This window comes from Streptomyces sp. TRM70350, assembly GCF_019219825.1.
GTDB lineage: Bacteria > Actinomycetota > Actinomycetes > Streptomycetales > Streptomycetaceae > Streptomyces.
Genome location: NZ_JAHUXH010000033.1, coordinates 25,866 through 52,746 on the forward strand (window position 1 = coordinate 25,866; position 26,881 = coordinate 52,746).

Sequence of the window (26,881 nt, forward strand, 5' to 3'; positions counted from 1 at the left end):
CCCGGCTCACCGGGGACCTCAGCGCATCAGCCCTTCACACAGACAACCTGCCGCAGCTTCGCCACGACCTCCACCAGGTCCCGCTGCTGGTCGATGACCTGCTCGATCGGCTTGTAGGCGCCCGGGATCTCGTCCACCACACCAGAGTCCTTGCGGCACTCCACGCCCCGCGTCTGCTCCTCCAGGTCCTTCGTGGAGAAGCGCCGCTTTGCGGCGTTACGGCTCATCCGCCGGCCTGCGCCGTGCGAGGCGGAGTTGAAGGACTTCTCATTGCCCAGACCCTTCACGATGTACGAGCCCGTGCCCATGGAGCCCGGGATGATCCCGTACTCCCCGGAGCCGGCCCGGATCGCGCCCTTGCGGGTGACGAGCAGGTCCATCCCCTCGTACCGCTCCTCCGCCACGTAGTTGTGGTGGCAGGAGATCTCCTGCTCGAAGACCGGCTTGGCCTTCTTGAACTCCTTGCGGATCACGTCCTTCAGGAGCGCCATCATGATCATTCGGTTGTACTTGGCGTACTCCTGCGCCCAGAACAGGTCGTTGCGGTACGCCGCCATCTGCGGGGTGTCCGCGACGAAGACGGCGAGGTCGCGGTCGATCAGGCCCTGGTTGTGCGGGAGCTTCTGGGCCACGCCGATGTGGTGCTCGGCGAGTTCCTTGCCGATGTTCCGGGAACCGGAGTGGAGCATAAGCCACACCGAACTGGATGAATCTACACAAATCTCGACAAAATGATTTCCGTGGCCAAGGGTCCCCATTTGCGCAGCCGCCCGTTCCTTGCGGAACCGGACCGCCTCAGCAACCCGGTCGAACCGCGCCCAGAAGTCGTCCCACCCCCCGGTCGCGAACCCGTGCAGCCGCCCCGGGTCGACGGGGCTGTCGTGCATGCCCCGCCCCACCGGAATCGCCGCCTCGATCTTCGACCGCAGCCGCGACAGATCCCCGGGAAGATCGTTCTCCGTCAGCGACGTCCTCACCGCCGACATCCCGCACCCGATGTCCACCCCCACCGCCGCAGGGCACACCGCGCCCCGCATCGCGATCACCGACCCGACCGTCGCCCCCTTGCCGTAGTGCACGTCCGGCATGACCGCGAGCCCCTTGATCCACGGCAGCGTCGCGACGTTCCGCAGCTGCTGGAGCGCCACGTCCTCGACCGTCGCGGGGTCCGTCCACAGACGGATCGGCACCTTCGCGCCCGGCATCTCGACATACGACATATCGTCCTCATTTCCCCCGGAAGAAAATCAAAGCCTCACAACGCAAAACCGGCGCCAAGGTCGACGTAAAGGACAACGGACCGGCGTTCACGGCAGCGCGTGCGATACACATTGTCTCCAGGGTGAGCCCCGGGACAGCAAGCGATTAACCAGCGAGAGGAGCCTGACCGTGCAGCGGAAGGCGTACGTAACCGGCGTCGCGGCGCTCCTCGCGGCCCTGCTGGCCGGCTGCACCGGCGGCTCCGACGACGGCGACACCACGGACAGCGCCAACTCCGACAACGCCGGTACGGCACCGGCGGCCGCCCAGCCCGGCCGCTACCGCACCCTCCCCGAACCCTGCCGCGCGGTCCGCGAGGACACCCTCGACTCCCTCCTGCCCGGCCTCCGGCAGATCGCCGACGAGGAACAGCGCGAGCAGGCCTACCAGGGCAAGCCCACGCTCACCTACGACAACGACCGCAAGGTCGGCTGCCGCTGGAAGGTCGAGTCCACCTCCGCCACGAACCACCTGTTCGTCGACTTCGAGCGCGTGGTGTCGTACGACAACGCGGTCAGCGACGACAACCAGGCGCAGGAGCTGTTCGCGGCCGAGCAGGAGGCGGCGGACCTGCCGGAGCCCACGGCGACGCAGACGGAGACGGGGACCGCGACGGAGTCGGAGTCCCCGACCGGGGCGACCTCCCCGTCCGCCACCGTCTCCCCCGGCACCCCCTCGGGCACCCCCAGCGGCACATCGAGCGCCACCGCCACCGCCACCCCCACCGCCCTCCAGCCCCGCGTCCTCGACGACCTCGCCGACGAGGCCTTCGTCGACGACGAGCTGAGCAGCTCCGGTTCGACGGCCAAACGGCGCACGGTGACTGTGGCGTTCCGCACGTCCAACGTCATCGTGACCATCGAGTACGAGGAGCAGCCGGCGACCGTCGGAGTCGTCCCGGACAGCAAGGAAATGCAGGACAGGGCCCGGAAGCTGGCCGCGCAGCTGGCCGATTCGCTCGCGGAGTAGCGCTGCTTCGGGCCCCCGCGTGAAGGGACCGAACCGAGTCCGCACAGTTCCCTCACCGCGTACCGTGACCCCTCGGACCCGTAACCCGAGTGTCATGAGTGAAGGAACCATGCAGCGACGAGCACAGCGAGCCGACCAGCCTTACCAGCGAGCCAGCCGCCGCCTCAGCCGCGTCCTTGTCGGCGCGGCGGCCGTCCCCGTGATGCTGATCGCCGCCGGCTGCTCCTCGGACTCCGGCTCCGGCGCCGACGCCAAGCAGGTGTCCGAGAGCCCGGCGGGCGCCTCCGCGAGCCCCTCGCCGACCGTTGAGGCGGCGGCGTACGCCAAGCTGCCCGAGCCGTGCAAGGTGCTGTCGAAGAAGACGCTGGAGGAACTGGTCCCGGAGGCGGGCAAGTCGGGCAAGGAGGGCAGCTCGGACGATGTGTCGGCCCGGGCCGGCTGCTCCTGGGACAGCCTCGACAACAACGGCGTCAAGGGCTCCCAGTTCCGCTGGCTGAACGTCTCCCTGCTGCGCTTCGAGTCCGACGTCACGCGCGGCTCGGGCGAGCAGCGGGCGCGGGATTACTACGACAAGCAGGTCACCGACGTCCAGTCGGCCGAGGGCGCCAAGAACACCAAGGCCGAGCAGCTCACCGGCACGGGTGACCAGGCGACGGCCGTGCGCTACGACCTGAAGAAGAAGGAAGGCGCCTTCAAGCAGCAGACGATCGTGGCGCGCGTCGAGAACGTCGTCGTCACCCTCGACTACAACGGCGCGGGCCTGGCGGGCGACGAGACACCGGACGCCGACGACCTGATGAAGGCGGCGAAGAAGGCGGCCAAGGAGGCGGTGACCGCGGTCACGAAGGCGAACGAGACGGACGCCTCGGCGACTCCGGGCGGCACCAACTCCCCCTCCGGCTCCGCCACTTCGTCCGCGACCCCGGCGAAGAAGAGCTGACCCCGGGGACCCGGGGGATCACCGGCAGCCACCGGAAGTGTCACGGAAGGGCTGACGTACACGATCCGGCCACCCGCTCCCCGTACACATGTGCCACTCTGTTGGGCGCGCAACAACACGCAGTGGGAGGGGAATACGGGTGGCCGCGCCACTTCAGCTGACACGGATGCACCGCGTTCTCATCGGCGTGGTCGTGTTCGGTGCCGTGATCATCGCGGGCATCGGCTTCGCGGGGTCGTACGCGGCCGTACGCGAGCTCGCCCTCAAGAAGGGCTTTGGGGACTTCAGTTACGTCTTCCCCATCGGCATCGACGCGGGCATCTGCGTCCTGCTCGCCCTCGACCTCCTGCTCACCTGGATCCGCATCCCCTTCCCGCTCCTGCGCCAGACGGCGTGGCTGCTGACGGCGGCGACGATCGCCTTCAACGGCGCGGCGGCCTGGCCGGACCCGCTGGGCGTCGGGATGCACGGCGTCATCCCGATCCTGTTCGTGGTCGCCGTGGAGGCGGCCCGGCACGCGATCGGCCGCATCGCGGACATCACGGCCGACAAGCACATGGAGGGCGTCCGCCTCACCCGCTGGCTGCTCTCCCCGGTCCCCACGTTCCTGCTCTGGCGCCGGATGAAGCTGTGGGAGCTGCGCTCCTACGACCAGGTCATCAAGCTGGAGCAGGAACGTCTCGTCTACCAGGCCCGCCTCCGCTCCCGCTACGGCCGTGCCTGGCGCCGCAAGGCCCCGGTGGAGGCCCTGATGCCGCTGCGCCTGGCCAAGTACGGCGTCCCCCTCGCGGACACGGCCCCGGCGGGACTGGCGGCGGCGGGCATCGAGCCGACACTGATACCACCGGCACCGCAGCAGCACGCCTTGGAGTCGGCTGCGGCACCTCCCAGCGAGCAGCGCCCCCAACGCGACGGCGACCAGGACTCCGCGCACCTCGACCAGCCGGAGCACCAGAACCCCTGGCTCCACGCCCGCGACCCGCAGACCATCGAGTACCACGGCGGCTACGACCCCGACTACGACCCGGAAGCCGCGTACGCCGAGTGGTACGAGGAGCAGCGCCGGGCGGAGCAGTCCCAGCAGTACCAGCAGCAGTACGAGGAACCCCCGCCGGTCCCCGAGCCCTCACCGGAGGACACCGGCACGTTCCCCATCCCGGTGGGCCCGGGCCGCACCCGGGAACTGGGCGAAGGCGTCGGATCCCTGCCCCCCGTACCGGACGACGAGTCGTTCTACCAGGTCTTCAAGCAGTCGATCAACGGCAGCTACCCGACCCCGAACCAGCTCATGGACAACATCGAGGCGGAGTTCGGCATCCGCCTCGACGGTTCGGAGGCCAAACGCCTGGTCAACGACTTCACGAACCGCCATTACACGGAACTGGAAGAAGACCACATCGCGTAAGACGAAGTGAAGGCAAGAGGAAGTAAGACAAAGCAAGACGAAGGGGCCCTCGCTTGAGGGCCCCTCTCTGTCCTACTCCCCGAGCAGCCTCCGTACCCGCTCCTGCCCCACCGCCAGCAGCAGCGTGGGCAGCCGCGGCCCGGTGTCCCGGCCCACCAGCAGGTGGTACAGCTGCGCGAAGAACGCCCGCTGGGCCGTCTTGATCTCCGGCGGCAGTTCCTTCGGCGTGGCGTCGGCGGGGAAGCCCGCCTGGACCTTGGGCACCCCGTACACGAGGTGGGTCAGGCCGTCCAGCGACCAGTGCTCCGCCAGCCCGTCGAGCAGCAGCCGGATCGACTGCTGGGACGCCTCGTCGAGCGACTTCAGCAGCTCGACGTCGGGCTCCTCGCGCACGATGGTCCGCTGGTCGGCGGGCACGTGCGTGTTGATCCACGCCTCGGCCTTGGCGTACCGGGGCCGCACCTCGTCGAGCGAGCCGAGCGGCTTGTCGGGGTCCAGCTCGCTGAGGATCCGCAGCGCCTGGTCCTCGTGCCCGGCGGTGATGTCGGCGACGGACGCGAGGGTCCGGTACGGCATCGGCCGCGGGGTCTTCGGCAGCTCACCGGCGGCCGTGCGCACCGCACGGGAGTGCGCGGCCACGTCCGCGGGCAGCGCGGAGCCGTCGGCCACCTTGGCGTCGAGCTTGTCCCACTCGTCGTAGAGCCGCTGGATCTCCTGGTCGAAGGCGATCTTGAACGACTGGTTGGGCCTGCGCCGGGCGTACAGCCAGCGCAGCAGCTGCGGCTCCATGATCTTCAGCGCGTCGGCCGGGGTGGGCACCCCGCCCCGCGACGACGACATCTTCGCCATCCCGGAGATCCCCACGAACGCGTACATGGGCCCGATCGGCTGCTTGCCGCCGAAGATCCCGACGATCTGGCCGCCCACCTGGAAGCTGGACCCCGGGGACGAGTGATCGACACCACTGGGCTCGAAGATCACCCCCTCGTACGCCCACCGCATCGGCCAGTCGACCTTCCAGACCAGCTTGCCGCGGTTGAACTCGTTCAGCCGGACGGTCTCGGAGAAGCCGCAGGCCGTGCAGGCGTACGTCAGCTCGGTGGTGTTGTCGGCGTAGGAGGTGACGGTGGTGAAGTCCTTCTCGCAGTTGCCGCAGTAGGGCTTGTACGGGAAGTACCCGGCGGAGCCGGAGCTGCCGTCGTCCTCGCTCGCCGCCCCGGAGCCCTCAGCGGCCTCGATCTCGGCCTCGTCGACGGGCTTCTGCTGCGACTTCTTGGCCTGAGCCTTCGGCTTGGTCCGGTACTGCGCGAGCACGGCGTCGATGTCGCCCCGGTGCCGCATCGCGTGCAGGATCTGCTCGCGGTACGCCCCGGAGGTGTACTGCGCGGTCTGGCTGATCCCGTCGAACTCGACGCCCAGCTCGCCCAGCGACTCGATCATGGCCGCCTTGAAGTGCTCGGCCCAGTTCGGGTACGGCGACCCGGCGGGCGCCGGCACGGAGGTCAGCGGCTTGCCGATGTGCTCACTCCAGGACTCGTCGGCCCCGGCGACACCGGCGGGCACCTTGCGGTACCGGTCGTAGTCGTCCCACGAGATCAGATGCCGCACCTCACGGCCCCGCCGCCGGATCTCGTCGGCGACGAGGTGCGGGGTCATGACCTCCCGCAGGTTCCCCAGGTGAATGGGCCCGGAGGGCGAGAGCCCGGACGCGACGACGACGGGTTTGCCCGGGGCCCGACGCTCCGACTCCTCGATGACCTCATCCGCGAAACGGGAGACCCAGTCGGTGGTCTCGGTGCTCAGAGCCACGATCGGCACGTCCTCTTTTTCCTGAGAGCTGTGGTGGAGATTCTCCATTCTCCCAGACCGCATCGCGCCCGGGAAAACCGCTTTACCCCCCATGGGATACTGACCGTGTCTATCTGAACCCACGAGGAGAACGGCACCCACTTCTATGGCCCCGGTCACGTCCCTCAGCGACTCCGTCAACCAGCAGCTCGCCTCCGCCATCTCCGCAGCCCTGCCGGAGACCACCGCGGACCCGCTGCTGCGACGTAGCGACCGGGCCGACTTCCAGGCGAACGGCATTCTGGCACTCGCCAAGAAGGCGAAGGCGAACCCTCGTGACCTGGCGACGCAGGTCGTCGCCCAGGTGGTCACCGGTGACGTGATCAAGGACATCGAAGTCTCGGGCCCCGGCTTCCTGAACGTCACGCTCACCGACAGGTCGATCATCGAGAACCTCGCGGCCCGGTACGCCGACACCGACCGTCTCGGTGTACCCCGAGCGGAGCGTCCCGGCACGACGGTCATCGACTACGCCCAGCCCAACGTGGCGAAGGAGATGCACGTCGGCCACCTCCGCTCCGCGGTGATCGGCGACTCGGTCGTCCAGCTCCTGGAGTTCACCGGCGAGAACGTCATCCGCCGGCACCACATCGGCGACTGGGGCACCCAGTTCGGCATGCTCATCCAGTATCTCGACGAGCACCCGCACGAGCTGGACCACAAGGCCGGCATCGAGGACACCGCGGTCTCCGGCGAGGAGGCGATGTCGAACCTCGACCGCCTCTACAAGGCCGCCCGCAAGCTGTTCGACTCCGACGAGGAGTTCAAGACCAGGGCGCGCCGCCGCGTCGTCGACCTCCAGGCCGGCGACCCGCACACCCTCGCCATGTGGCAGAAGTTCGTCGACGAGTCGAAGATCTACTTCTTCTCCGTCTTCGAGAAGCTGGACATGGAGGTCCGCGACCCCGACATCGTCGGCGAGTCCGGCTACAACGACATGCTCGCCGAGACCTGCCGCCTCCTGGAGGAATCAGGAGTGGCCGTCCGCTCGGAGGGCGCGCTGTGCGTCTTCTTCGACGACATCAAGGGCCCGGACGGCAAGCCGGTCCCGCTGATCGTGCAGAAGTCGGACGGCGGCTACGGCTACGCGGCGACGGACCTGTCCGCGATCCGCGACCGCGTCTTCAACCTGAAGGCGAACAGCCTGATCTACGTGGTGGACGCCCGCCAGTCCCTCCACTTCAGGATGGTCTTCGAGACGGCCCGCCGGGCGGGCTGGCTGAACGACGACGTGAAGGCGTACCAGCTGGCCTTCGGCACGGTCCTCGGCAAGGACGGCAAGCCGTTCAAGACGCGTGAGGGCGAGACGGTCCGCCTGGTCGACCTCCTCGACGAGGCGATCGACCGCGCCTCCGCGGTCGTACGGGAGAAGGCCCAGGACCTGTCCGAGGAGGAGATCGCCGAGCGCGGCGCCCAGGTGGGCATCGGCGCGGTGAAGTACGCCGACCTGTCCACGTCGGCGAACCGGGACTACAAGTTCGACCTGGACCAGATGGTCTCGCTGAACGGCGACACCTCGGTCTACCTCCAGTACGCCTACGCCCGTATCCAGTCGATCCTCCGCAAGGCCGGCGAGTCCCGCCCGCAGGCCCACCCGGAGCTGGACCTGCACGAGGCGGAGCGCGCGCTGGGCCTGCACGTGGACGCGTTCGCGGAGACGGTCGCGGAGGCGGCGACGGAGTACGCCCCGCACAAGCTGGCGGCGTACCTGTACCAGCTGGCGTCGCTGTACACGTCGTTCTACGACAAGTGCCCGGTGCTGAAGGCCGAGACCCCGGAGCGGATCGAGAACCGCCTGTTCCTGTGCGACATCACGGCCCGCACCCTGCACCAGGGCATGGCCCTCCTCGGCATCAGGACCCCCGAGCGTCTCTGACAGCCGGTTTCCCCGCTCGACCCTCCAACGGCGCTTGTCCTGTTACCTTTTGAGACCGTTGGTCATCGAGGGGGACTGCGGATGTCCGGGGGACGGACGACGCGGCGGAGTTCGTCATGCGTCGTGTTCGATGTCGGGTTGGCGGCGGAGCACCTGCCCGCGGAGTGGGCCGAAGGGCCGCTGCCCGCGCTGCTCGCCGACGGGTCGGCCGCCGACCGTGACCGGCGTCTGACGTACTTCGAACCCCGCGTCGGCGCGTCCCTGTTCGGCACCCCGGCCCGCCCGGCCCGCTGGCACCTGCGCCGCCCGGCCGACGCGGACGAACCCGCTGTGGAGGCCATGGAGTTACTTCGCGTGCCCGCCGCCGCCGGTCTGCCGGACCGCGACGCGGGCCTCTGCGTCCTGCACGTCCGGCTTGGCGACGACCCGCTGGCCGAGCTGGCCGCCCTCGCCGCCCTCCCCACCGACCACGCCCGGCTGGCGAAGCTCCTGCCGAGGGGCGTACGGGTCGCCGACGGCGCGAGCCGCGCCTGGACCCTGGCGCACGTGACGTTCCCGCAGGGCCCGCCGCCCACGGTGATGCCCGCCGCGTACGCCTCCTGGAGCACGCCCGACCAGTGGCTGTGGCTGCTGGCCTCCCGAAGCCCTCTGGAGCGCTTCGCCCCCGACCCCGAGGACACCGACCTGTTGGCGGGCCGGGTGCGGTTCTCCGCCGACTGGCAGGCGCTGGTGCTGCGGGACGGGGCCGCGTTCGTCGGTCTCTCCCCGGACCCCGGCGGCGAGGAGACGTTCCACGCCACCGCCGCCCACCTTGTTCACACCATCTACCTCGACGTGTTCCTGCTGGGGCGGCTCCAGCACCTGGGCGCCAACTCCCTCGCCAACACCGGCTCCGCGCTGACCGTGCGTGAGTCCGACGCGAAGCGCCTGCTCCGTCTCGAAGGCCGCCTGATCGAGCTGCGCCGCGCCCTGTGGTCGTCCCACATCACCTCCCGCGGCAAGGCCAACGAGCTGCTCGAACGCTTCCAGGAACAGCACCGCCTGGACCAGTTGCTGGCACACACCGGAACCGGCCTCGCCGAGACGGCCCGCTACGTGGAGGCGGCCCGCTCCCGCCGGACCTCGGTCGCGCTGGGCCTGCTGTCGGCGGTGGGCCTGCCGTTCGGCGTGGCGTACGCGGCGGGGGCGCTGTGGGGCACGCCGGGGCCCTGGACGCTGCTCGTCACGACCGTCGTCGCGCTGCTGCTCACGATCACGGCGTTCGTACTGCTCCCGTCGCTGCGGGGCCTGGTGTCCGACACGGTGTGGGACAGGGCGGAGGACTGAACATGGCCCTGGTGGCGCTCTACCGTTCCGGTCCGCTCAGGCAGCGGATCGCCAAGGGATACAGCGTGTACGTCCCCGATCCCGGCCCCGGCCGAGGCGCCGCGGAGCTGGTCGCCGCGCTGCTGGCCAACCCGCCGCTGCTTCCCACGAGCCCGTCCGGTCAGCCGTACGCCCTGCGGGGCGGCGCACGCACCCGCGCCGCGCTGTGGATCGACACCGGCCGCGTCTCGCTGCACGACCCGGCGTCCCGCGCGCACGTGGCCGGAGCACTGGCGGCGTCCGTCGCCCAGGTGGCCGCCGAGGTCCACCGCCGCGGCGGCCTGCTGCTTCCCACCGGCTGGCAGCAGCAGGCCGACCCGACCGCCGGGCTCTGCGCCGACCTGCACTCCGCCGAGGTGCTGGGCCCGGTCCAGCGCGAGCTGCTCACCAATCTCTTACGCGAGCACACCGCACCCCTCATCGCCCTGACCGGCCGCCAGCTGTACGGCCCCGGCGGCGTCGCACCGGGCGGCTCGGCACGTCTCTCCCGCTCCTTCGACCAGGTCAGCACCCGCTACCTCGACTCGTGCTCGCCGGAGCACCTGGAGCGGGTGCGCACCCGGCTGCGCCAGGAGGAGCGGGTCGGCCGCCTGGAGGCCATGGACGTCAGCCCGCTCGGCGTGCCGGAGGCGGGCGCCGACGGCGAGGTCACGGTGCGGCTGTTCGACGCCCAGGTCACCGTCGGTGCCACGCTGGCGCACGCGCTGCTCGTGCAGGCCCTGGCCATGTGGTCCCGCGACCTGGAGCGCACGGGACGGCGGGTACGTCAGGTGCCGCAGTCCCTGATCGAGCAGAACCGCGCCCGGGCCGTCGCGCACGGCCTCGCCGCCGAACTCCGCGTCGATCAGGGCAGGCGCGTCGAGGGACCGCCGAGGACACAGCCCGCGGGCCGTGCGGTGCGCGCGCTGCTGTCCGAGCTGCTTCCGTACTTACGCCAGCTGGACGCCACCGTCGATGAACTGGCCCCGCTGTTCATCGGCGTGGAGCTGGCCGAGTCGGCGGGCACCTCCGCCTTCGTACGCAACGAGAACGACCTGCTGACCCGCTGGCACACGGACGATCGGACCGCCCTCGCCCCCGAACGCCTCTCCCAGGGCCTGGCCACCCCCGACTGGCTGACCACGGACCACCTCAGCGCGACCAACAGGGCTCTCGCTCCCGGTAGTTGGGCGGCGGCCCGCATCTGGCTCACGGACCGCATAACGGAGCCCACGCCGCAGCCGGACCGGAAACCCGACCAGGACCGACGGCCTCAGCAGAACCGGAAGCCGGAGTCACGCCGGAAGCCCGACCGCCCGGCGCCCCTCACCGCGGATCAGCTCCTGGACCGGCTCGCCAAACCCGACATCCCCGCCCCCGAGGTCCTGGACGCCCTCCGCTCCTACTGCCGCACCGGCGGCGCCCTCGACCTCACCCGCCCGCTGCGCTCCCGGGGCCGCGACGAGGCGCGGGCGTTGCGCCGGGTGCTGCGGCCGCAGGCCGGGCAGCGGGTGCGGTGCGAGGAGCCGCTGTCGTCGTGGGAGGACGGCGCGGCGACCCGTGCCGTACGCGCCGCGGGCGAGCAGGGGGTGGCGCTGCTGCACTGGGACCTGCCCGCGCAGGACCGCGCCAAGGTGCGCGACTCCCTGCGCAGGATGGGCCGGGCACCCGGCGGCGTACGGCACATCCTGCTGACCGACACGACCTACACCGCCCGCGAGGACGAGAAGCGCGGCACGGTCGAGGTGCTGCTCGTGGCTCCGCGTGAGGAGGCCGACCGATGACCCAGCACGCTCCGGTCGTACCGGTGACCCTGGATCTGCGCGCGTTCCGGCGCGTCCCCCGCTCCACGGACGAGTGCGTGGCGCTGTGGGAGCGCCTCGAACCGGCGGTGCTCACGCTCGACCCGATGGCCGGGCCCCGGGTCCGGTTCGATCTCGGCGACGAAGGCGAGGTCGGGGTCTGGTTCCTCGCCCCGGCCACCGCGCCGCGGCCGCTCGGCCCCGCCACGCACTTCGCCGTCCGGGGCGTCCTGGAGCCCCCCGAGATCCGGCACGCCTGCACCACCTGCCGAGCGGCGGGCACCACCACCTACGCCCCGTACAAGTGCCCCGGCTGCGACGACGGCCAGCGCGTGGGCCGCGCCTGCGAGGCGCACGCCGTCTTCCTGGACGGCAGCCTGCGCGCCACCTGCCCGAGCCACACGCCCGCGTGCCGGTGCGGCACGAAGGCCGTCGCCTACTGCGGCGGCCCGCACTGCCGTACCCGCAAGGCGTGGTGCGAGACGCATCTGCGCCGCCACCCAGGCGACCCCACCGCCGCCTACTGCGAGGACTGTCACGCCGAGCGCTTCCCTGCGTGCGAGCAGGAGCGCTGCACCGGCAGCGGCTACATCCGATGCGAACACCGCACGCTGTCGGCGATGAAACCGTGCGGCCGCCGCATCTGCGCCGAGCACGCCCGGCGCTGGCAGGTCTACGGCCCGTACAACCGCGGCCTGGCCCTGTGCACCCGGCACCACCAGCAGCTCTCCTCGACCCCGCCCGAGGGCCTGATCGACGTGATCCTGGCCGGTACCGTGGCCCGCAGCGGCCGCGGCAGATCGGCGACCCGTCGCCGGGTTCCGCTGCCGCGCATCAGCACCGTGCGGCACATCCTGATCAACACCCGCGGGACCGTGCTCGACATGGAGGCCGTCGACCGCCTCTTCACCACCGTCGAACAGGGGCTGCGCGGCCGCACACCGCGTGACACGAACCTCTCGACCGCCCTGGAGCTGCTCGCCGGGCACCGCGCCTCACGACGCGAGGACATCGCGCGGTTCCGGGAGCAACACGTCGAAGGCCGCGGTCACTTCGACCGCCTGGTGCAGGAGCTGCGCCGCGGCGGCCGGCACGAACTCGCCGACGCCGTGCGGTTCTCCGACTTCCGGCCGCGCAGCCAGATCCTGTTCGTCCGGGTGCCGGATCATCTCCAGGGCCTCTTCAAGGGAAAGGGCGGGTCGAACATCAAGCAACTGGGGCAACGTGTGGGCGTGAACATTCAAGTGGAGCGCGGATGACTGCCTTCAAGCTCTCGGCGGCCGACACCCGGCTCGTCACGGCGACGGGCCCCGGCCTGGTCGCCGACAACCGGCTCGCCGTCTCCCCGTCCCGGCTGACGGACGAGTCGGCGGCCGTCCTCCAGGTGCACGACACCGGCGGCACCCGCTCGGTGGCGGTACGACTCCTGCCCGCACCCGGCGTCCCCGCCGACGTGATCGTGGCCCCCGCAGCCCTGGTCCAGGAGCACCGCGTCACGCCCGAGGAGGGCTGGGAGCTCGCATCGGCGGACGCCGTCGTCCCCGCCATGCTGGAACTCGAACTCCCCCCGGGCCCGTCCCTCGACGACGCCGCGACCCTGCTGCGCGGCGCCCCGCTCCTCTGCGGCCACGTCTTCGCCCACGGCTTCGAGGCGTCCCCCGACGTCTGGATCGACGCCTCCGGCACCCTCTTCCTGGTACGCCAGGCCCTCGACCACGGTGGCCGGCCGCTGCGCGGCCTCCTGCGCGTCGGCCCGGAGACCCGGCTGACCCTCTTCGCGCCGGGTGAGCGCAGCGGCGTGGACATCGTCGTGCTGGCCGACTGCAGCGGCTCCATGAGCATCGAGGACATTCCCGCCACGGTCGGCGACGAGGGCAACTGGCTCAGCCGTCTGCGCACCAGCACCAGCCGCACCACGATCTCCCGGATGCACGCCCTCAAGGACGCGCTCGGCGCCATGATCGACGCCCGGATGCGCTACGACGGCGTGGGCACCCGTTTCGCCCTGGTCCGCTTCGACCACGACCACGAACCGATGTTCCCCAGCCGCTGGGGCATGGAGGAGGTCTCGGACCCCCATTCCGTCCAGCGACTGCGCGAGGCCGTGTCCCTCCTCAACTACCGCCAGTCCGGTACGGACATCGGCAAGGCGCTGCACAAGGCCGGTGAACTCCTCCACCGCTACGGCGTCCCCGGCAACGAGCGCCTCGTCGTCCTGGTCAGCGACGGCGCGCACTTCGCGCCGCTCCCCGACGAACGCAGCGGCGAGTCCGTCTCCGGCACCCAGGACCCGGTGTCGCTCATGGAGGACCTGCACGCGGGCCTGGGCATCCGCCTGCACGCGGTCGGCATCAGCGACGAGGCCCTGTTCGACCGCTGGTGGCAGTCCCAGCGGCACCGCCCCGGCTGGACCCCGCAGGCCCACGAGAGCATGGTGCCCAACCACCGCATGCTGGGCGAGCTGGTGACGGTCGCGGGCGGCGACCGGCAGCGCATCGGCGGCCTGGACGTCCTGGAGAAGTACTTCGCCGAGCTGGGCAGCGGAGTCGTACGAGCCGTGGGCCGCCCGGCCCGCCCCCGCCTGCCCGCGCTCCAGCTCACCCCCGGACAACTGGCCGCCGAGCCCCAGCGCCGCGCCACCACCGACCCCCGGCAGCGGCGCACCTGGGAGGCATCGGTGGAAGACGCCCTGGTCGCCTACAGCAGGGTCTGCGAGGCGTCCCGAGCCCGCCTCGGCTACCAGCTGCTCCGCTCCTCACCGCCCGACGACTTCGCCCGCCTGCGCCGCCAGTGCGCCGATCGCGCCGACTTCACGGCCTGGCTGTCGGTGGCGTACCAGGTCTTCAACGAGCGCCTGCACGGACCCCTGCGCATCCCCAAGAAGGATCCCGCGAAGGTACTGGACCTGCCTCAGCTCGCGGCCCCCTTCTGGGACGGCCGCATGTCGCAGCTGCACGAACTGCGCAACTTCTACCACCACGACCGCGACATGGAGGAACGCGCCGAGCGGAACCGCATCGCGGGCGGCATCATCCACAAGCACACGGGCAGTTACGCCCCACTGGAGGACGACGCCGACGCCTGGCACGCCCTGCAACTCGGCCTGGTCCGCGACCTGGCGGCCCTGCTCAACGAGGCACACGCGATACTCAACGCCGCCCCCGACCCGGAACCGGCCACACCGGAGGACCCTGCACCCGCCGCGCAGGCGAGCCCGGCCGCCGCAGGGGGGATCCGCATCAAATCGCAGGGCTACGACTGATGACGAACTCGCACCACACCACCTTGCCGGGTTCACGCTCCCCCACGCCCCACTTGTCACTGAGCGCGGCCACGAGCAGCAGCCCCCGCCCGCCCTCGTCGGCCTCGTCGGCAACCCGCGGCACACCACCCCCGCTGTCGTGCACTTCCACCCGCAGTACGTCCCCGTCGTACCGCACGCGCAGCAGGAAACCCCGCCCCGGCGGTACGCCGTGCAGCAGGGCGTTGGTGGCCAGCTCACTGACACACACGGCCACGTCCTCGGCCCGCTCCCACTCTCCGAGCCCCCAGTACCTGAGGGACCAGCACGTGAAGTGCCGGGCCGCGGACACGGACCGGCGGTGGCGGGCGTAGAACTGGTCGCGCTGATAGGGGAGTTCAACTTCGGCATTCACGGGACGAATGTCGCGCAGAGTCACTAGCGTTGATCAGTGTGTGAGAGCGTACGGATTTTTTGTACGGCTTCACACAGGGTCGCGCACGGGCACGCGTGGGGAGTTGAACCATCTTGAACGCCAAGAAGCCGCCGCGGAAGAAGAACCTGACGGCCATGAAGATGCTCGGCGCACAGCTCAGCGCCGGTCGCCGCGCGGCTGGTTTCACCCAGCGCTCACTGGCCGAGATCGTCAACGTCGACGAGGAGACCATCGCCTCGATCGAACAGGGCAGACGCCGACTCACACCGGACCTCGCCGTCCGCCTGGACCAAGTGCTGGATCTCAAGGGGTTGTTGGAGGCGGGCGTCGACAACCTCCCGGAGATCGACCAGTTCCCGATGTGGGCGGAGCTGTACATCCAGCATGAGCAGGAGGCCATTGCGCTGTCCCTGTACGCCAACCAGGTCCTGCCCGGCCTGCTTCAGACGGAGGCGTATGCCCGCGCCGTCCTCCGCGAACGCGTCCCCGCGTACGCCGAGGACGAGATCGAAACCAAGACGGCGGCTCGAATCGGCCGCCAGGACATCCTGCGCCGCAGGGTCCCGCCGACCGTCAGTTTCGTCATCTGGGAGCCGGTGCTCAACCTGGCCGTCGGGGGACCCGAGGTCCACGCCGAGCAGCTTCGCCACCTGCGCGCGTGCGCCGAACTCCCCGGACTCTCCGTGCAGTTCCTGCCACTGTCCAGCCCGTCGCACGCCGGTCTCAACGGCCCGTTCGTACTGTTGGAGACCCCGGACCACCAGCACCTCGCCTACATCGAAGGCCAGCGCGGCAGCCAGTGGGTTTCTGACCCGGATGAGGTGTCCATCCTGTCGCGCAAGTATGCGATGCTGCGAACCCAGGCCCTGACCACACAAGACTCCATGGGCCTGCTGGATCGCCTGCTAGGAGAGCAATGAGCGCCGACGCCCTTCAGTGGTTCAAGTCGTCCTACAGCAGCAGCGAAGGCGGGCAATGCCTGGAAGTCGCCTACACCTGGCGCAAGTCCAGCTACAGCGGCGACGAGGGCGGCGAATGCTTGGAAGTCGCGTTCTGCCCCCACACCATCCACATCCGCGACTCCAAGAACCCGGCAGACGACAGCCCCACCCTCCACGTCACCCCCGCCACCTGGACGGCGTTCACGAAGTTCGCCGCCCGCTGAACGCCGAAAGCCGCCCGGAGGAACCGGGCGGCCAGGGCTTGTGCGTCCGTACGTCAGGCCTGGGCCGGAGCGAACTTCGGGTTCTCGCCGTACTTGTTGGCGCCCGCCTCGCCGTCGAGGCAGAGGAAGACCAGCATCACGATGGAGCCGACGAGCGGAATGATCCCGATGAGGATCCACCAGCCCGTACGACCGGCGTCGTGGAGCCGCCGTACCGTGACGCCCAGACCGGGCAGCAGGAGCCCGATGGTCAGAATGGCGGTGAGGATCTGCGAGCCGAGGACGGCGGCGTCGACGATCGCCAGCACGACGGCAATGATCGTGTAGACCAGCGCGAACATCCAGTATTCCTTGCGACGCGCACGCCCGCTGAACACCGCGTACTTCTTGACGACTTCGACGAACCAGTTCATTGCATCCCCCCAGGGATCGATGTACGGAAGCCTCACCGATCGGATCCGGCCAAGCGCAGACCGTACGTAGCTGACGCGGTCCCGTCAACGCGATAGATACGCCCTGCTCATCCCTCCGACCGACCCCGGACCGTGCACTCCCGACGACGAACAGCCGTCGTTTTCCGGACACATCCCGCCAAGATCACCGACCACGACACCCAGGAGCCGCCGAACCGTGTGCGATCCGTTGCCGCTCCTACGCCGCTTCGAGGCTGGAACGATCTCGAACCGTTGCCTCGCCGCCCGCCCCGGCCCTCCGCTCCGGGCCCGTTGTCAGTGGCCGCCTCTACAGTCACTGGCATGGCGACTCTTCCGAACCCGCTGCCCACGCTGGCGACCGACCCGAGCGGCCGTTCCCTCGGTCTCACGCTGCAGCCCGGGACACTGATCGATGTCACGGACGAAGGCCGCTGGCACGAGCCGCTGTTGTGGCACGCCGTGCAGCCCGCGACCCCCGGTGACTGGACGGCGTTGGCACCGGCCCGCCGCACCGCGGGCCTGCTCCCGCTGCTCATAGACGTCGGCGGCAGCCAGGGCGGGCCCGAGGGCTGGGAACTGATGCCCGGCGACACCTCGTACCCCGGGGATCACGACCCCGACGAGGTACTGGCCGAGTACTGGGAGGACACCGAGGACGACGACTGGCCGGGCCTGGCACCCGAACCCCGGCCGGATTCCGCCTCCCCCGACCCCGACACCCTGGCCACGGACATAGCCGACCACCTCCTCACGGACGGAACCTGGCTCAAGGAACCCCGCCTCGCCCTCGTCCCCGCCCGCCGCAGCGCCGACATCCCGGCGGCGATCGGCTGGTCGGGCCCCGTGAACCACGAGAACGACGTGGCGCGCCTGTGCGCGGTACTCCGCTCCTGGGAGGACCGCTTCGGCGTACGCGTCGTCGCCCTCACCTTCGACCAGCTGATCCTCTCGGTCGCGGCACCGCCCACCACCCCCGCCGAAGCGCAGGCGGTGGCGGTCGAACACTTCGCGTTCTGCCCCGACACCATCAACCAGAGCAGCACCCCGTCCCTCGACGCCTACGCCGAGCAACTGATCGACCAGGAAATCTGGTCTTTCTGGTGGGACTGAGCCGGAAGCCGGAAGCGGGAATGAGGACAACACCATGAGCGACAAGGCGCGGAAGCTGTTCGAGGCGCTTGACCTGGACAAGAACGGGACCCTGACCCGCGAAGAGGTGATCACCGCCCTGCGCACGAAGGGCCCCACCCTCGCCGCCTCCGGCGTTCTGCCGTTCTGGGGCGTGGGAGACGCCGACGCCTCCTCCGCACTGTTCGACGCGGCCGACCAGAACGGGGACGCCGTACTGACCCTGGAGGAGTTCTCGGCGGTGGTGGACCGCCGTTTCGGCTGGCGCTGACATTCCGCCCACCTGGTGCGACGCTGGAGTGAGGAGTGCGAGCCCGGGAGGCCCGATGGGACGCGATGTCCCGGAGGTGGTCTTCACCCGCGAGGACCGCCGCCGGTACCGGATCAAGGTGCAGAGGTGCCTCGACGCGTTCGCCCAGATGCTGCGCGAGGCGCGGTTCGAGTCCGAGCGACCGCAGGTGGGGCTGGAGATCGAGCTGAACCTGGTCGACGACGCCGCCGAGCCCGCCATGCGCAACAGCGACGTACTGGAGGCGATCGCGGACCCGGCGTGGTCCACGGAGCTGGGCCGGTTCAACCTGGAGATCAACGTCCCGCCCCGCCGGCTGACCGAGGGCGGCCCCGACTCCTGGGAGTCCGAGATCCGCGCCGCGCTCAACCACGCCGACGAACGAGCCAGGTCGGTCGGCGCGCACCTGATCATGATCGGTATCCTCCCCACACTCCGCCAGGAGGACGTCGGTGAGTGCGCGCTGTCCGAGAACCCGCGCTACCGGCTGCTCAACGACCAGGTCTTCGCCGCCCGGGGCGAGGACCTGCGCATCGAGGTGGACGGCGTCGACCGGCTGCGGACCTACGCCGACACGATCACCCCGGAAGCCGCCTGCACCAGCACCCAGTTCCACCTCCAGGTCTCCCCGGAGGAGTTCCCCGGCTACTGGAACGCGGCCCAGGCCATCGCCGGGATCCAGGTCGCGCTGGCGGCCAACGCGCCGTTCCTGTTCGGCAAGGAACTGTGGCACGAGACCCGTATCCCCCTCTTCGAACAGGCAACCGACACCCGCCCGCAGGAGATCAAGGTGCAGGGGGTGCGGCCCCGGGTCTGGTTCGGGGAACGCTGGATCAACAGCGTCTTCGACCTCTTCGAGGAGAACCTCCGCTACTTCCCGGCTCTCCTCCCCCTGTGCGACGAACAGGACCCCCTGGAGACACTGGAGCGGGGCGACATCCCGGAACTCGGCGAGCTGACCCTCCACAACGGCACCGTCTACCGCTGGAACCGCCCGGTCTACGCCATCGCCCACGACAAACCGCACGTCAGGGTCGAGAACCGGGTACTGCCCGCCGGCCCGACCGTCGCCGACACCCTCGCCAACGGCGCCTTCTACTACGGCCTCACCCGCGCCCTGGTGGAGGAGGAACGCCCGGTGTGGTCCCGGATGTCCTTCGCGGCCGCCGAGGACAACCTGCACACGGCGGCCCGCCACGGCATGGACGCGCTGCTGTACTGGCCCGGCATGGGCGAGGTCCCGGCCCCCGAACTGGTCCTGCGGCGCCTACTCCCCCTCGCCCACCGGGGCCTGGAACACTCCGGCATGGACGAGGCCTGGCGAGAACCCCTGCTCGGCATCATCGAGCAGCGCTGCGTCACGGCCCGCAACGGAGCGGTCTGGCAGAAGGAGATGTTCCACCGAGCCGCCACCCACGCGCCCGGCCGCCACGAGGCCCTGCGCCGCATGACGCAGCTCTACATCGACTACATGCACCTCAACGCCCCGGCCCACACCTGGCCGGTCGACTGACGGGAGCCCGGAACCTCAGATCCGGGCCCTGGAGCCGACAGACCAACCGCGCAGCGCCGCGGCCGTCAGGGAGATGCCGTCACGGGCACGGTGGCCGAGTACTGGACGGTGCCGAAGGCGGAGACCTTGGCCAGCGCCCACCAGTCGCCGCCGCTCTCGCCGCTGTCGCTCGTGTCGCCGGGTCGGTGCGTCACGGCGTAGTGGAGTTCCGTCACGGCTCTCGGGGACACGGTGAATCCCTGGATCCGGGGCGTGATCGCGACGGCGTCGCCGGGGGCGCCCCACGTGCCGTACGGGCTGATGATGCGGGCCTCACCGCGGACTTCGCTCAGCGCCTGGCCGGTCAGGCGCAGGACGAGGCGATCGGGCGCGGGGTGGGAGAGGTCGATGCCGAAGGGAGCGACCTCTGAGCCTCCCCCGACGGCGACGGGCAGCGCGTCCTCCAGGATCTGGCCGATACCGTCGAGGATGCGGGCCGCCACGAAGTACGTGCCCGGTGCCGCACCCTTCTCCGGCCGCACGGTGATGTCGAACTCCGCGAACTCGCCCGGAGCCAGGTCGTACCGGAGTGGCGCGTGCGCTGCCACGGTGAGGCCCGCCGGGACGCACAGGGAGACAGTGCCCCTGGCCGGGAGGACGGAGGTCGCGACGGTGATGCGTATGGTTTCCGTGACTCCCGCTGAAGACGCCTCGCTCTTCGTGCTGCCCGCGGGCTCGCCGGCCTCCCCCGCCTCAGCGCCCTCGCCGAGCCGTTCGGTGCGCTCCAGGCGGAGGCTGACCGGGAGATGACCGAGGGGGGCCGGGCCTGTGTTGTGCAGCCAGTAGCGGGTGAAGACGGGCTGGACGGGTTCGCGGGCCGGGCCGCTGCCAGCGGGTTCCGATGTGGGCCGGTCCGACCGGGACGGGGCCGGGTCGGAGGCGGACAGGCCCGAGCGGCCGGACAGGCCGGGGCGGGCCGCGATCGTCGCGACGTCCGCCGCCGCCAGGCCGATGCTCAGCGAACCGTCCGCGTCGGCGGTCAGCGGTCGTACCGTGCGCTGTTCCAGCAGGTCCGTGGCCTCACCGGCCGTGAACCCGCCGTGTCCGCCGTGCAGGCGGACCCGCGCGGTCACCGGCCGGCCCTCCGACTCGTACAGGCGCATGACCAGGCCGTCGGAGGCGGGGTCGGTGTCGCCGGGGAGGCCGGAGGCCATGGGGTTGCCGCGCGGCTTGAGCGCGGAGAGCACGACGTTCGCCGGTTCGACGGTCAGGAGGGAGGTGCGGGGCGGGAGTTCGCCGTCGGAGGGAGTGGTGGGCAGGGCGAGCAGGGGATGGTTCGCCTCGCGTCCGGCGCGTACGAAGCCTGCCTGGCGCCAGCCGCCCGGTCCGGCGACGAGGCTGTAGTGGAAGTCGTGCGTCCAGTGCTGGAGGGCGAAGCTGCTGCCGTCGGGGGCGGTGCGGCGCGGCCCGTCGAGCCAGACGCCGCTGGGCCAGTCGGTGCAGGAACGCATGAGGGAGAGGTAGAGGGTGCCGTCGGTGGTGGCGACGGAACCGGGGGTGCCGTGATTGACCAGGGCGGCGGAATAGTCGTCGGCGGGTTCGGCCGTGGTGGGCAGGCAGTCGGGTACGGGGACGTCGATCACCGCGTCGGAGAGGTCGGCGGTGAGGGCGTCGGTGTCGCTGACGATCAGTACCGGGAGATCGCGCGGGCCGCGCAGGTCGGCGCCGGGCACCCAGGCTTCGCGGCGGGTACGGGCTGCGGGCACGAAGACGCGGCCGTGTGTGGCGAGGGCCGCGCGGTAGGCGGCTTCGTCCGCTCCGGTGGCGGCCAGGACGCGTTCGGTGAAGGCGTTGTCAGTGCCGGGTGCCACTCTGATGTCGGGGAGGTTGGAGTCCGCGTCGAGAGAGCCGTGGCGCGGGCCGTCCGGGCGTGTGCAGGTTGCGGTCACGCCCTGGGCGACGAGAGCGGCGAGGAGGGGGCGTACATCATGGTCTTCGGGGGCGATCACTTCGGCGACGCCGATGGCGTGCGACAGCGCGCTGCGCCCGCTGCCGTCACCGGTGCCGGAGTCGGCCGAGTCGGCCGGATGCAGGGCGATGCGGGCGGTCGTGGAGAGCCCGGCCCAGGTGTGTGCGGGGTTGTCCAGCGTCCACAGGTGCTCGGCGGTGTCGGTCTCCGGGAAGCCGAAAGGCCGCCCGATCGCGGCGAATCCGACCTCGGAGACCGGCAGGGTGCCGGGCAGGTCGAGGTCGAAGCGGACCCGCAGCAGCCTGTCCTCACCGATGGAGCCGTCCACGCGGGTGCGGAAGTCGATGCGGGAGCTGCCGTGGAGGAGGGTGGCCGTCTGTGTGAACCGCAGGGTGTCCAGGCGCACTTCGGTGGTGATCCGCGCGCCGACGGCGGAGCGCTCGACGCGTACGGAGGTGGCGGGCCGGGCGCCGGTGCCCGTGCCGGGCCCCTTGGGGAGCAGATGCCAGGGGCCCTCGCCCCAGACGGGGTGGGTCGTGTACTCGTCCTGCAGGGTCAGTTCGCCGCCGAGGCCGCCCGGGCGGAGGAGTTCGCGGCCGGTGCGCAGATCGGAGATGCGGCTCAGCGCACCGCCGCGGTCGGGGTCGGCCTCGATCCGGAAGATCTCGTTCTCGATGGTGGTGGCGTCCGCGACGAGGGCCCAGCCGGTGGTAGCCGGTTCGGGTTCGGTGTCCGGTCGGGGTGCGGTGCCCGGTCCGGACTCGGTGTCCTGTCCGGGCTCGGTGGACGCCCCGGGTTCGACGAGCTGGTAGACGCGGTGGCCGAGCGAGGGTACGCCCCGGGCGAGGAAGGAGAGAGCGGAGCCTTCGGTGACCGAGGGCACAGGCCGCCCGGCCTCGTCCCGGACCTCTGCGCCTGCCGCACCGTCCACGGTGACGAGGCCGTCCCGTTCCCAGGAGAGGGTGTTCGCGACCAGCAGGGGCCGCCCCGGCGTGTGCGCGCTGCCGCGGGTGTCGGTTCGGGCGGCGAGCTGCCCCAGCGCGTCCGTCCGCACCCTGTCGCCGAGTTCGTACGCCTCACGCCAGTTGTCGGCGAGATCGAGATAGACCTGGTCGGACTCGGTGCCCGTGACGGCGTCGTGGTGCGCACCATAGGCGAGGAGGCGCCACGCCTTGTCGAGTGCCTCGCTGGGAAAGCGCTCGCCGAAGAGGCTTGCGAGGGCGGCTAGCCGTTCCCCGTCGAGTACGGCCGTCTCGGCGGCCCGCTGCGCCTGCTTCGTGTCGATGTACGAGACGTCCTTGCCGGTGAAGACCGGGTTCATGTCACGGGTCTGCGGCGTGATCACGCTCGTCGTACGCGAGCGGGACGGGGACTGCGCCTCACGCCGCACGGCCGCGAAGAAGTCCCGCGGCAGGCCCATCGTGAAGCGTGGCCAGACATAGCGCTTGGCCCACTCCCGGTGGATCTCGGTGCACCAGCGCGACGGCACGTTGTGGTCGTGGCCCACCGGCAGCATCACATTGCGCGTGGCGGCGACCTTCTTCAGCTGCGCGTACTGGTCATACGCGGCCACCATCGCGGCCTCGAGCGAGTCGGTCCGGTGGATGGCCCAGCCGGCGGTGTAGTGCGCGCCCATGTAGTGGGTGAGGACGCCGCGACCGCTGGGCGCGATCCACTCGAACTCGCTGGGGAACTGCATCCGCGCGATGTCCCCGGTATGCCCGATGGGCCCGGAGTTGTGGAAGGGGCCGCGCGCCCAGGCGCTGGAGTCGAGTCCGGCGTCGGCCATGATCCCGGGGTGCGCCGGGTCGTGACCGAACACGTCGAGCAGCCACCCGGAACGCGGATCACCGCCGAGTACGTCCCGCTGGTAGCCGATGCCGTAGACGGTGTTGCGGATCGTCGACTCGGGGTGGGTGAGGTTGGTGTTGGGCTCGTTGTAGCTGCCGCCGACCAGTTCGATCCGGTCGTCGCGCAGGAAGCGGCGCAGGTCGGCCCGGTCGCGTGGGAAGGCGTCCCAGTGCGGCTTGAGATAGTCGATCTCCGCGAGCACGAAGCGGTAGTCGTCGTCGTGCCGGGCCGAGTCGAGGTGGGCACGTACGAGGTCGAAGGCGCTGCGCACATGGGGCGGGCGGAGCCGGTCCACCCAGGGCAGATCGGGGAGTTCGTGGCGGACTTCGGTGAAGCCTGCCTGGGTGTTCCACCAGACCGGGTCGTAGTGGAAGTGGGAGACCATCCACATGGTCCAGCCGGTGGCCTCGGCCGTGACGGTCGCCTCGGCGGTGCAGCGGTGGGCGCCGGAGTCCTCCGTGGTGGTGCGGGCGGCTCCGGAGTCGACGGCGGCGGGGCACGAGGCGCTGGAGCCGACGGCGGTGAGGCGGGCGGCTTCGCAGTCCTCGGCGGTCTCGGCGATCGCGGTGACCCGGTGCAGCGATCCGGCGGGGGCCGGGGCCGAGAAGACGACCCCGACCTCGGCGACGGCCTCCCGTCCCGGCCCGGGTGCGGCGATCAGCGCCGGTTCCGGCGTGCTGACCGTCGGCCCTTCGACCCGGACCCGTACGCGGCCGGTCCCGCCCTGCAGGGTCACACGTACGACCTGGCGGGGGGACTGCTGCGTACCGACGAAGAGGTCGGTGGACCGGACGTCGCGGATCCGCATGCTGGCGTGGGCCTTTCGGTGGCTGTACGGGAGGTGGCTGGTTGGGCGGCGGCTGGATGGGCGGCGACTGTAGAGGCGGTGGCTGTATGGGCTGGTCGCAAGCGGTTGGGCACCGGTCGCGCGTCCCGGGCGGTGCGCCCTGCGGCTGGTACGTCCATCAGGGCCACGTCCAGGGGCGGTACGTCCGGGCAGCGGTCTACAGCAGAGCGCGGGCCAGTTCGACGGCACCCTCGACGGGCGGTACCCGCAGCGGGTGCAGTCGGGTGCCGGGGAGGTCCCTGCCGAGCGCGTCGTCGAGCGCGCTGTAGAGGGCGGCCTGGCTGAGGACGACCCCGCCGGCCAGGACGACGTCGTCCACGACGGCGCCGCGGTCGGCGAGTCGCTTCACGAGCGCGGACAGGGCCCGTCCTCCCGCGGCGATCACGTCGCGGGCGAGGTCGGACCCGGCTGCGGCGGCGCCGAAGACGGCATCGGCGTGCCGACCCCACTCCGCTGACACGTCGGCCGCGGCTTCCAGCACCCCGCCGAGCGCCGGGACTTCGACGATCCCGAGGGCGGCGAGCAGCCCGCGGGTGAGCGGATCGGGAGGATCGCCCCGGTCGTGCGCGGCGCAGACGGCACGTGCTGCCTCGCGTACGAGTCCGGCGGCGCTGCCCTCGTCACCGAGGACGGCGCCCCAGCCCCCGACACGGATCTGCGTCCCGTCGGCGAGGTGCCCGACCGCGACGGAGCCGGTGCCGGCCACCAGACCGACGCCCTGCTTGAGGCCGAGGGCGGGGACGAGGAGTTCGGCGTCGTTGACGATGCGCCGGGGCACATCGAGATGGGCACCGAGCGCCTGGTGCAGGAGGGCGCCCTGGCGCGGGGATTCGCAGCCGTGCGCCCCGACGGCGACGGATGCGGGCCTGGCCCTCGCGGGCAGGGCCTCCCGGACGAGCGCAGCGAGCCACTGCGCGGCCTCACCGGGATCGTGCGGCCGCCAGCCACTGCTCGGACGGACGGTGTCGACGACGACGTCCGTACCCGAGCAGGCGCGGAGATGGGTCTTGGTGCCGCCCACGTCGATACCGACGGCCATGGACGCGGATTCCTGCACGGATCCTCTTTCGTCGTTGCGCGGTGATTCCATGCGTAGCGAACGGCGGGCGAACCGTGCCTGGGCGCGCGAGAGCCGTTGCCTCGCAACGGGCCCCGCGGATCAGGAGCGTGGGCGTCGCCAGGCGAGCAGCGGTCGAGCGGTCGGGAAGCCCCGGGACGGGCTTCTGATGAGCGCGGCAGGCGAGTACCGCGCGAGTTCGTTAGGAAGTTAACTAACCAAGTAGGGTGCGTCAAGAGGCACGGAATCCCGATGCCCTGCGACCTTGCGACCAGACGCCTTGCGACCACACGCCTCGCGACCAGACGCTGCGGCACGACCTGAGGGAGAACATGCACCTGAGTGAGAGTGCCCGCGCGGTATTCGCCGTGCTGGCCGGGGCGGGCACCGCAACCCGTCCCCAGCTGGCGGCCGGTGCGGGCCTGTCCAAGCCGACCGTCTCCTCCGCCATGGCCGAGCTCGAGGCCGCCCAGCTCGCCGCCTGCTCCGGAACCGCCTCCGGTGGCACCGGCCGGTCCGCCGCCGTCTACGGTCTCGGGCCGGCTGCCGGCGCCGTGCTCGCCATCGACCTCGGCCCCACCCACACCCGGGTTCGGGGCTGCGCCCTGGACGGCACCCTGCTCGCCCAGGCCACCGGCTCCCGGGCGGATGCCGCCGACGCCGTACGCAAGGCCCTCGCCTCGCTGCCCGCCGGGGGCCCACTGCGCGCGATCGTCGTCGCCGTGGGCGACGTCACCACGCAGGACCCGGAGGGCACCGGTATGCGCCCCGCGACTGCCAAGGCCGGCCCCGCTTTCGACGCCATGTCCGTCGCGCTGCCGCCGGGTGTTCCCGTCCACCTCGAGAACAACGTCAACTGCGCCGCGCTCGCCGAGCTGCACGAGGGCGCCGCCCGCGGCCGCCACGCCTTCGGCTATCTGCGGATCGGCGTGGGCATCGGCCTCGGCATCGTCATCGGCGGCAAGGTGCTGCGCGGAGCGAACGGCGCCGCGGGAGAGGTGGCCCGGCTGCCCTATCCATGGGACGAGGGCCGCGAACCGCGCCACGAGGCCCTGGAGGAGTACATCGGCGCGCGCTCCCTGTTGCGTCGGGCCCGTGAGGCCTGGCAGGACGCCGACGGCCCGCGCCCCCGAACCGTCGAGCGGCTCTTCGCCCTCGCCGAGGAGGGCCATGCCACGGCCCGCGCGGTGGTCGGCCGCCATGCCGCCGACGTGGGCCGGCTCGCCACCGCCGTGGCCGCCGTGCTGGACCCGGGACTGATCGTGCTGGGCGGCGCCACCGGCGCGGACCCGCAGCTCCTGCCCGGTGTACGGGCCGAACTGGCACGGCTGAGCTGGCCCACCGAGGTGGTGAGCAGCACCCTCGGCGACAGCGGCACCGTGGCGGGCGCGAGCCGGCTCGCGGTCGCCCATGGAATTCAAATCGTGACCGGAAGGCACGCGGGCGAAGCATTGACGGGTAACCGAAGGTCTGCCAATGTCCGGACAAGCGCTTTCTAAGTCGGCGGGACCCGACTCAGGGCGAGGGG

General features: G+C 71.0%; 20 protein-coding genes. 14 read left to right on the forward strand and 6 right to left on the reverse strand.

Going from position 1 to position 26,881, the window contains the following annotated elements; all coding sequences use genetic code 11:
• Positions 1–26: 26 nt before the first annotated feature.
• Positions 27–1,220 (reverse strand): RtcB family protein, encoded by a 1,194-nt coding sequence (locus KWI83_RS32145; protein ID WP_218517908.1) that lies wholly within the window; start codon positions 1,218–1,220, stop codon positions 27–29.
• A gap of 169 nt (positions 1,221–1,389) precedes the next feature.
• Here KWI83_RS32145 and KWI83_RS32150 point away from each other — a divergent pair, with 169 nt between their 5' ends.
• From KWI83_RS32150 to KWI83_RS32160, 3 genes are all read left to right on the forward strand, one after another.
• Positions 1,390–2,229, forward strand: coding sequence for a DUF3558 domain-containing protein (locus KWI83_RS32150; protein ID WP_218517909.1), 840 nt, complete (start codon positions 1,390–1,392; stop codon positions 2,227–2,229).
• A gap of 94 nt (positions 2,230–2,323) precedes the next feature.
• A complete protein-coding gene (locus KWI83_RS32155; protein ID WP_218517910.1) occupies positions 2,324–3,169 on the forward strand; it encodes a DUF3558 family protein in 846 nt (281 codons plus the stop codon).
• 166 nt (positions 3,170–3,335) lie between these two features.
• Positions 3,336–4,574, forward strand: coding sequence for a DUF2637 domain-containing protein (locus KWI83_RS32160; RefSeq protein ID WP_218517911.1), 1,239 nt, complete (start codon positions 3,336–3,338; stop codon positions 4,572–4,574).
• A gap of 72 nt (positions 4,575–4,646) precedes the next feature.
• Here KWI83_RS32160 and lysS read toward each other — a convergent pair whose 3' ends face one another.
• Positions 4,647–6,392, reverse strand: a complete 1,746-nt coding sequence (gene lysS / locus KWI83_RS32165) for a lysine--tRNA ligase (RefSeq protein ID WP_218517912.1) — start codon at positions 6,390–6,392, stop codon at positions 4,647–4,649.
• Between the two features lie 136 nt (positions 6,393–6,528).
• On the opposite strand from lysS, the gene argS reads away from it, so the two are divergent.
• The 5 genes from argS to KWI83_RS32190 all read left to right on the forward strand — a co-directional run bounded on the left by argS (position 6,529) and on the right by KWI83_RS32190 (position 14,706).
• Positions 6,529–8,298 (forward strand): arginine--tRNA ligase, encoded by a 1,770-nt coding sequence (gene argS, locus KWI83_RS32170; RefSeq protein WP_218517913.1) that lies wholly within the window; start codon positions 6,529–6,531, stop codon positions 8,296–8,298.
• Between the two features lie 138 nt (positions 8,299–8,436).
• Positions 8,437–9,624 (forward strand): hypothetical protein, encoded by a 1,188-nt coding sequence (locus tag KWI83_RS32175; protein ID WP_256363098.1) that lies wholly within the window; start codon positions 8,437–8,439, stop codon positions 9,622–9,624.
• A 2-nt stretch (positions 9,625–9,626) separates the two neighbouring features.
• Positions 9,627–11,426, forward strand: coding sequence for a hypothetical protein (locus KWI83_RS32180; RefSeq protein ID WP_218517915.1), 1,800 nt, complete (start codon positions 9,627–9,629; stop codon positions 11,424–11,426).
• Entirely contained in the window at positions 11,423–12,703 is a 1,281-nt protein-coding gene (locus tag KWI83_RS32185) for a KH domain-containing protein (protein WP_218517916.1), read from the forward strand. The genes KWI83_RS32180 and KWI83_RS32185 overlap by 4 nt, the downstream gene beginning before the upstream one ends.
• A complete protein-coding gene (locus KWI83_RS32190) occupies positions 12,700–14,706 on the forward strand; it encodes a vWA domain-containing protein (protein WP_218517917.1) in 2,007 nt (668 codons plus the stop codon). The genes KWI83_RS32185 and KWI83_RS32190 overlap by 4 nt, the downstream gene beginning before the upstream one ends.
• On the opposite strand, the gene KWI83_RS32195 is transcribed toward KWI83_RS32190, so the two are convergent.
• A complete protein-coding gene (locus KWI83_RS32195) occupies positions 14,684–15,100 on the reverse strand; it encodes an ATP-binding protein (protein ID WP_218517918.1) in 417 nt (138 codons plus the stop codon). The two genes, KWI83_RS32190 and KWI83_RS32195, sit on opposite strands and share 23 nt — an antisense overlap.
• A 113-nt stretch (positions 15,101–15,213) precedes the next feature.
• Here KWI83_RS32195 and KWI83_RS32200 point away from each other — a divergent pair, with 113 nt between their 5' ends.
• Positions 15,214–16,041: a helix-turn-helix transcriptional regulator gene (locus KWI83_RS32200; RefSeq protein ID WP_256363099.1), complete on the forward strand. Its 828-nt coding sequence runs from the start codon at positions 15,214–15,216 to the stop codon at positions 16,039–16,041.
• Entirely contained in the window at positions 16,038–16,286 is a 249-nt protein-coding gene (locus KWI83_RS32205; RefSeq protein WP_218517919.1) for a DUF397 domain-containing protein, read from the forward strand. The genes KWI83_RS32200 and KWI83_RS32205 overlap by 4 nt, the downstream gene beginning before the upstream one ends.
• Before the next feature lie 53 nt (positions 16,287–16,339).
• On the opposite strand, the gene KWI83_RS32210 is transcribed toward KWI83_RS32205, so the two are convergent.
• Positions 16,340–16,699 carry a DUF805 domain-containing protein gene (locus tag KWI83_RS32210; RefSeq protein ID WP_218517920.1) on the reverse strand — a complete coding sequence of 120 codons (360 nt, stop codon included), beginning with the start codon at positions 16,697–16,699 and terminating at the stop codon, positions 16,340–16,342.
• Between the two features lie 342 nt (positions 16,700–17,041).
• On the opposite strand from KWI83_RS32210, the gene KWI83_RS32215 reads away from it, so the two are divergent.
• Genes KWI83_RS32215 through KWI83_RS32225 form a run of 3 tightly spaced genes read left to right on the forward strand, consistent with a single transcriptional unit; the run spans position 17,042 to position 19,650 of the window.
• Positions 17,042–17,830, forward strand: coding sequence for a DUF4253 domain-containing protein (locus tag KWI83_RS32215; protein WP_218517921.1), 789 nt, complete (start codon positions 17,042–17,044; stop codon positions 17,828–17,830).
• Positions 17,831–17,864: 34 nt separating this feature from the next.
• The gene (locus tag KWI83_RS32220) at positions 17,865–18,119 is read left to right on the forward strand and encodes an EF-hand domain-containing protein (RefSeq protein WP_218517922.1); all 255 of its coding nucleotides are present in this window, start codon (positions 17,865–17,867) and stop codon (positions 18,117–18,119) included.
• Between the two features lie 55 nt (positions 18,120–18,174).
• Positions 18,175–19,650, forward strand: a complete 1,476-nt coding sequence (locus KWI83_RS32225; protein ID WP_218517923.1) for a glutamate--cysteine ligase — start codon at positions 18,175–18,177, stop codon at positions 19,648–19,650.
• 65 nt (positions 19,651–19,715) lie between these two features.
• On the opposite strand, the gene KWI83_RS32230 is transcribed toward KWI83_RS32225, so the two are convergent.
• Positions 19,716–24,257, reverse strand: a complete 4,542-nt coding sequence (locus tag KWI83_RS32230; RefSeq protein ID WP_218517924.1) for a glycoside hydrolase family 38 C-terminal domain-containing protein — start codon at positions 24,255–24,257, stop codon at positions 19,716–19,718.
• Between the two features lie 196 nt (positions 24,258–24,453).
• Positions 24,454–25,353, reverse strand: a complete 900-nt coding sequence (locus KWI83_RS32235; RefSeq protein WP_218517925.1) for a BadF/BadG/BcrA/BcrD ATPase family protein — start codon at positions 25,351–25,353, stop codon at positions 24,454–24,456.
• 332 nt (positions 25,354–25,685) lie between these two features.
• On the opposite strand from KWI83_RS32235, the gene KWI83_RS32240 reads away from it, so the two are divergent.
• A complete protein-coding gene (locus KWI83_RS32240; RefSeq protein ID WP_218517926.1) occupies positions 25,686–26,852 on the forward strand; it encodes an ROK family protein in 1,167 nt (388 codons plus the stop codon).
• Positions 26,853–26,881: the final 29 nt, after the last annotated feature.

Excerpts from the sequence above, each read along its gene's own strand:
- KWI83_RS32145 (WP_218517908.1), bottom strand. The coding sequence starts at position 1,220 with ATGTCGTATGTCGAGATGCCGGGCGCGAAGGTGCCGATCCGTCTGTGG.
- KWI83_RS32155 (WP_218517910.1), top strand. The coding sequence starts at position 2,324 with ATGAGTGAAGGAACCATGCAGCGACGAGCACAGCGAGCCGACCAGCCT.
- KWI83_RS32160 (WP_218517911.1), top strand. The coding sequence starts at position 3,336 with ATGCACCGCGTTCTCATCGGCGTGGTCGTGTTCGGTGCCGTGATCATC.
- argS (WP_218517913.1), top strand. The coding sequence starts at position 6,529 with ATGGCCCCGGTCACGTCCCTCAGCGACTCCGTCAACCAGCAGCTCGCC.
- KWI83_RS32180 (WP_218517915.1), top strand. The coding sequence starts at position 9,627 with ATGGCCCTGGTGGCGCTCTACCGTTCCGGTCCGCTCAGGCAGCGGATC.
- KWI83_RS32185 (WP_218517916.1), top strand. The coding sequence starts at position 11,423 with ATGACCCAGCACGCTCCGGTCGTACCGGTGACCCTGGATCTGCGCGCG.
- KWI83_RS32190 (WP_218517917.1), top strand. The coding sequence starts at position 12,700 with ATGACTGCCTTCAAGCTCTCGGCGGCCGACACCCGGCTCGTCACGGCG.
- KWI83_RS32205 (WP_218517919.1), top strand. The coding sequence starts at position 16,038 with ATGAGCGCCGACGCCCTTCAGTGGTTCAAGTCGTCCTACAGCAGCAGC.
- KWI83_RS32210 (WP_218517920.1), bottom strand. The coding sequence starts at position 16,699 with ATGAACTGGTTCGTCGAAGTCGTCAAGAAGTACGCGGTGTTCAGCGGG.
- KWI83_RS32215 (WP_218517921.1), top strand. The coding sequence starts at position 17,042 with ATGGCGACTCTTCCGAACCCGCTGCCCACGCTGGCGACCGACCCGAGC.
- KWI83_RS32220 (WP_218517922.1), top strand. The coding sequence starts at position 17,865 with ATGAGCGACAAGGCGCGGAAGCTGTTCGAGGCGCTTGACCTGGACAAG.
- KWI83_RS32225 (WP_218517923.1), top strand. The coding sequence starts at position 18,175 with ATGGGACGCGATGTCCCGGAGGTGGTCTTCACCCGCGAGGACCGCCGC.
- KWI83_RS32230 (WP_218517924.1), bottom strand. The coding sequence starts at position 24,257 with ATGCGGATCCGCGACGTCCGGTCCACCGACCTCTTCGTCGGTACGCAG.
- KWI83_RS32240 (WP_218517926.1), top strand. The coding sequence starts at position 25,686 with ATGCACCTGAGTGAGAGTGCCCGCGCGGTATTCGCCGTGCTGGCCGGG.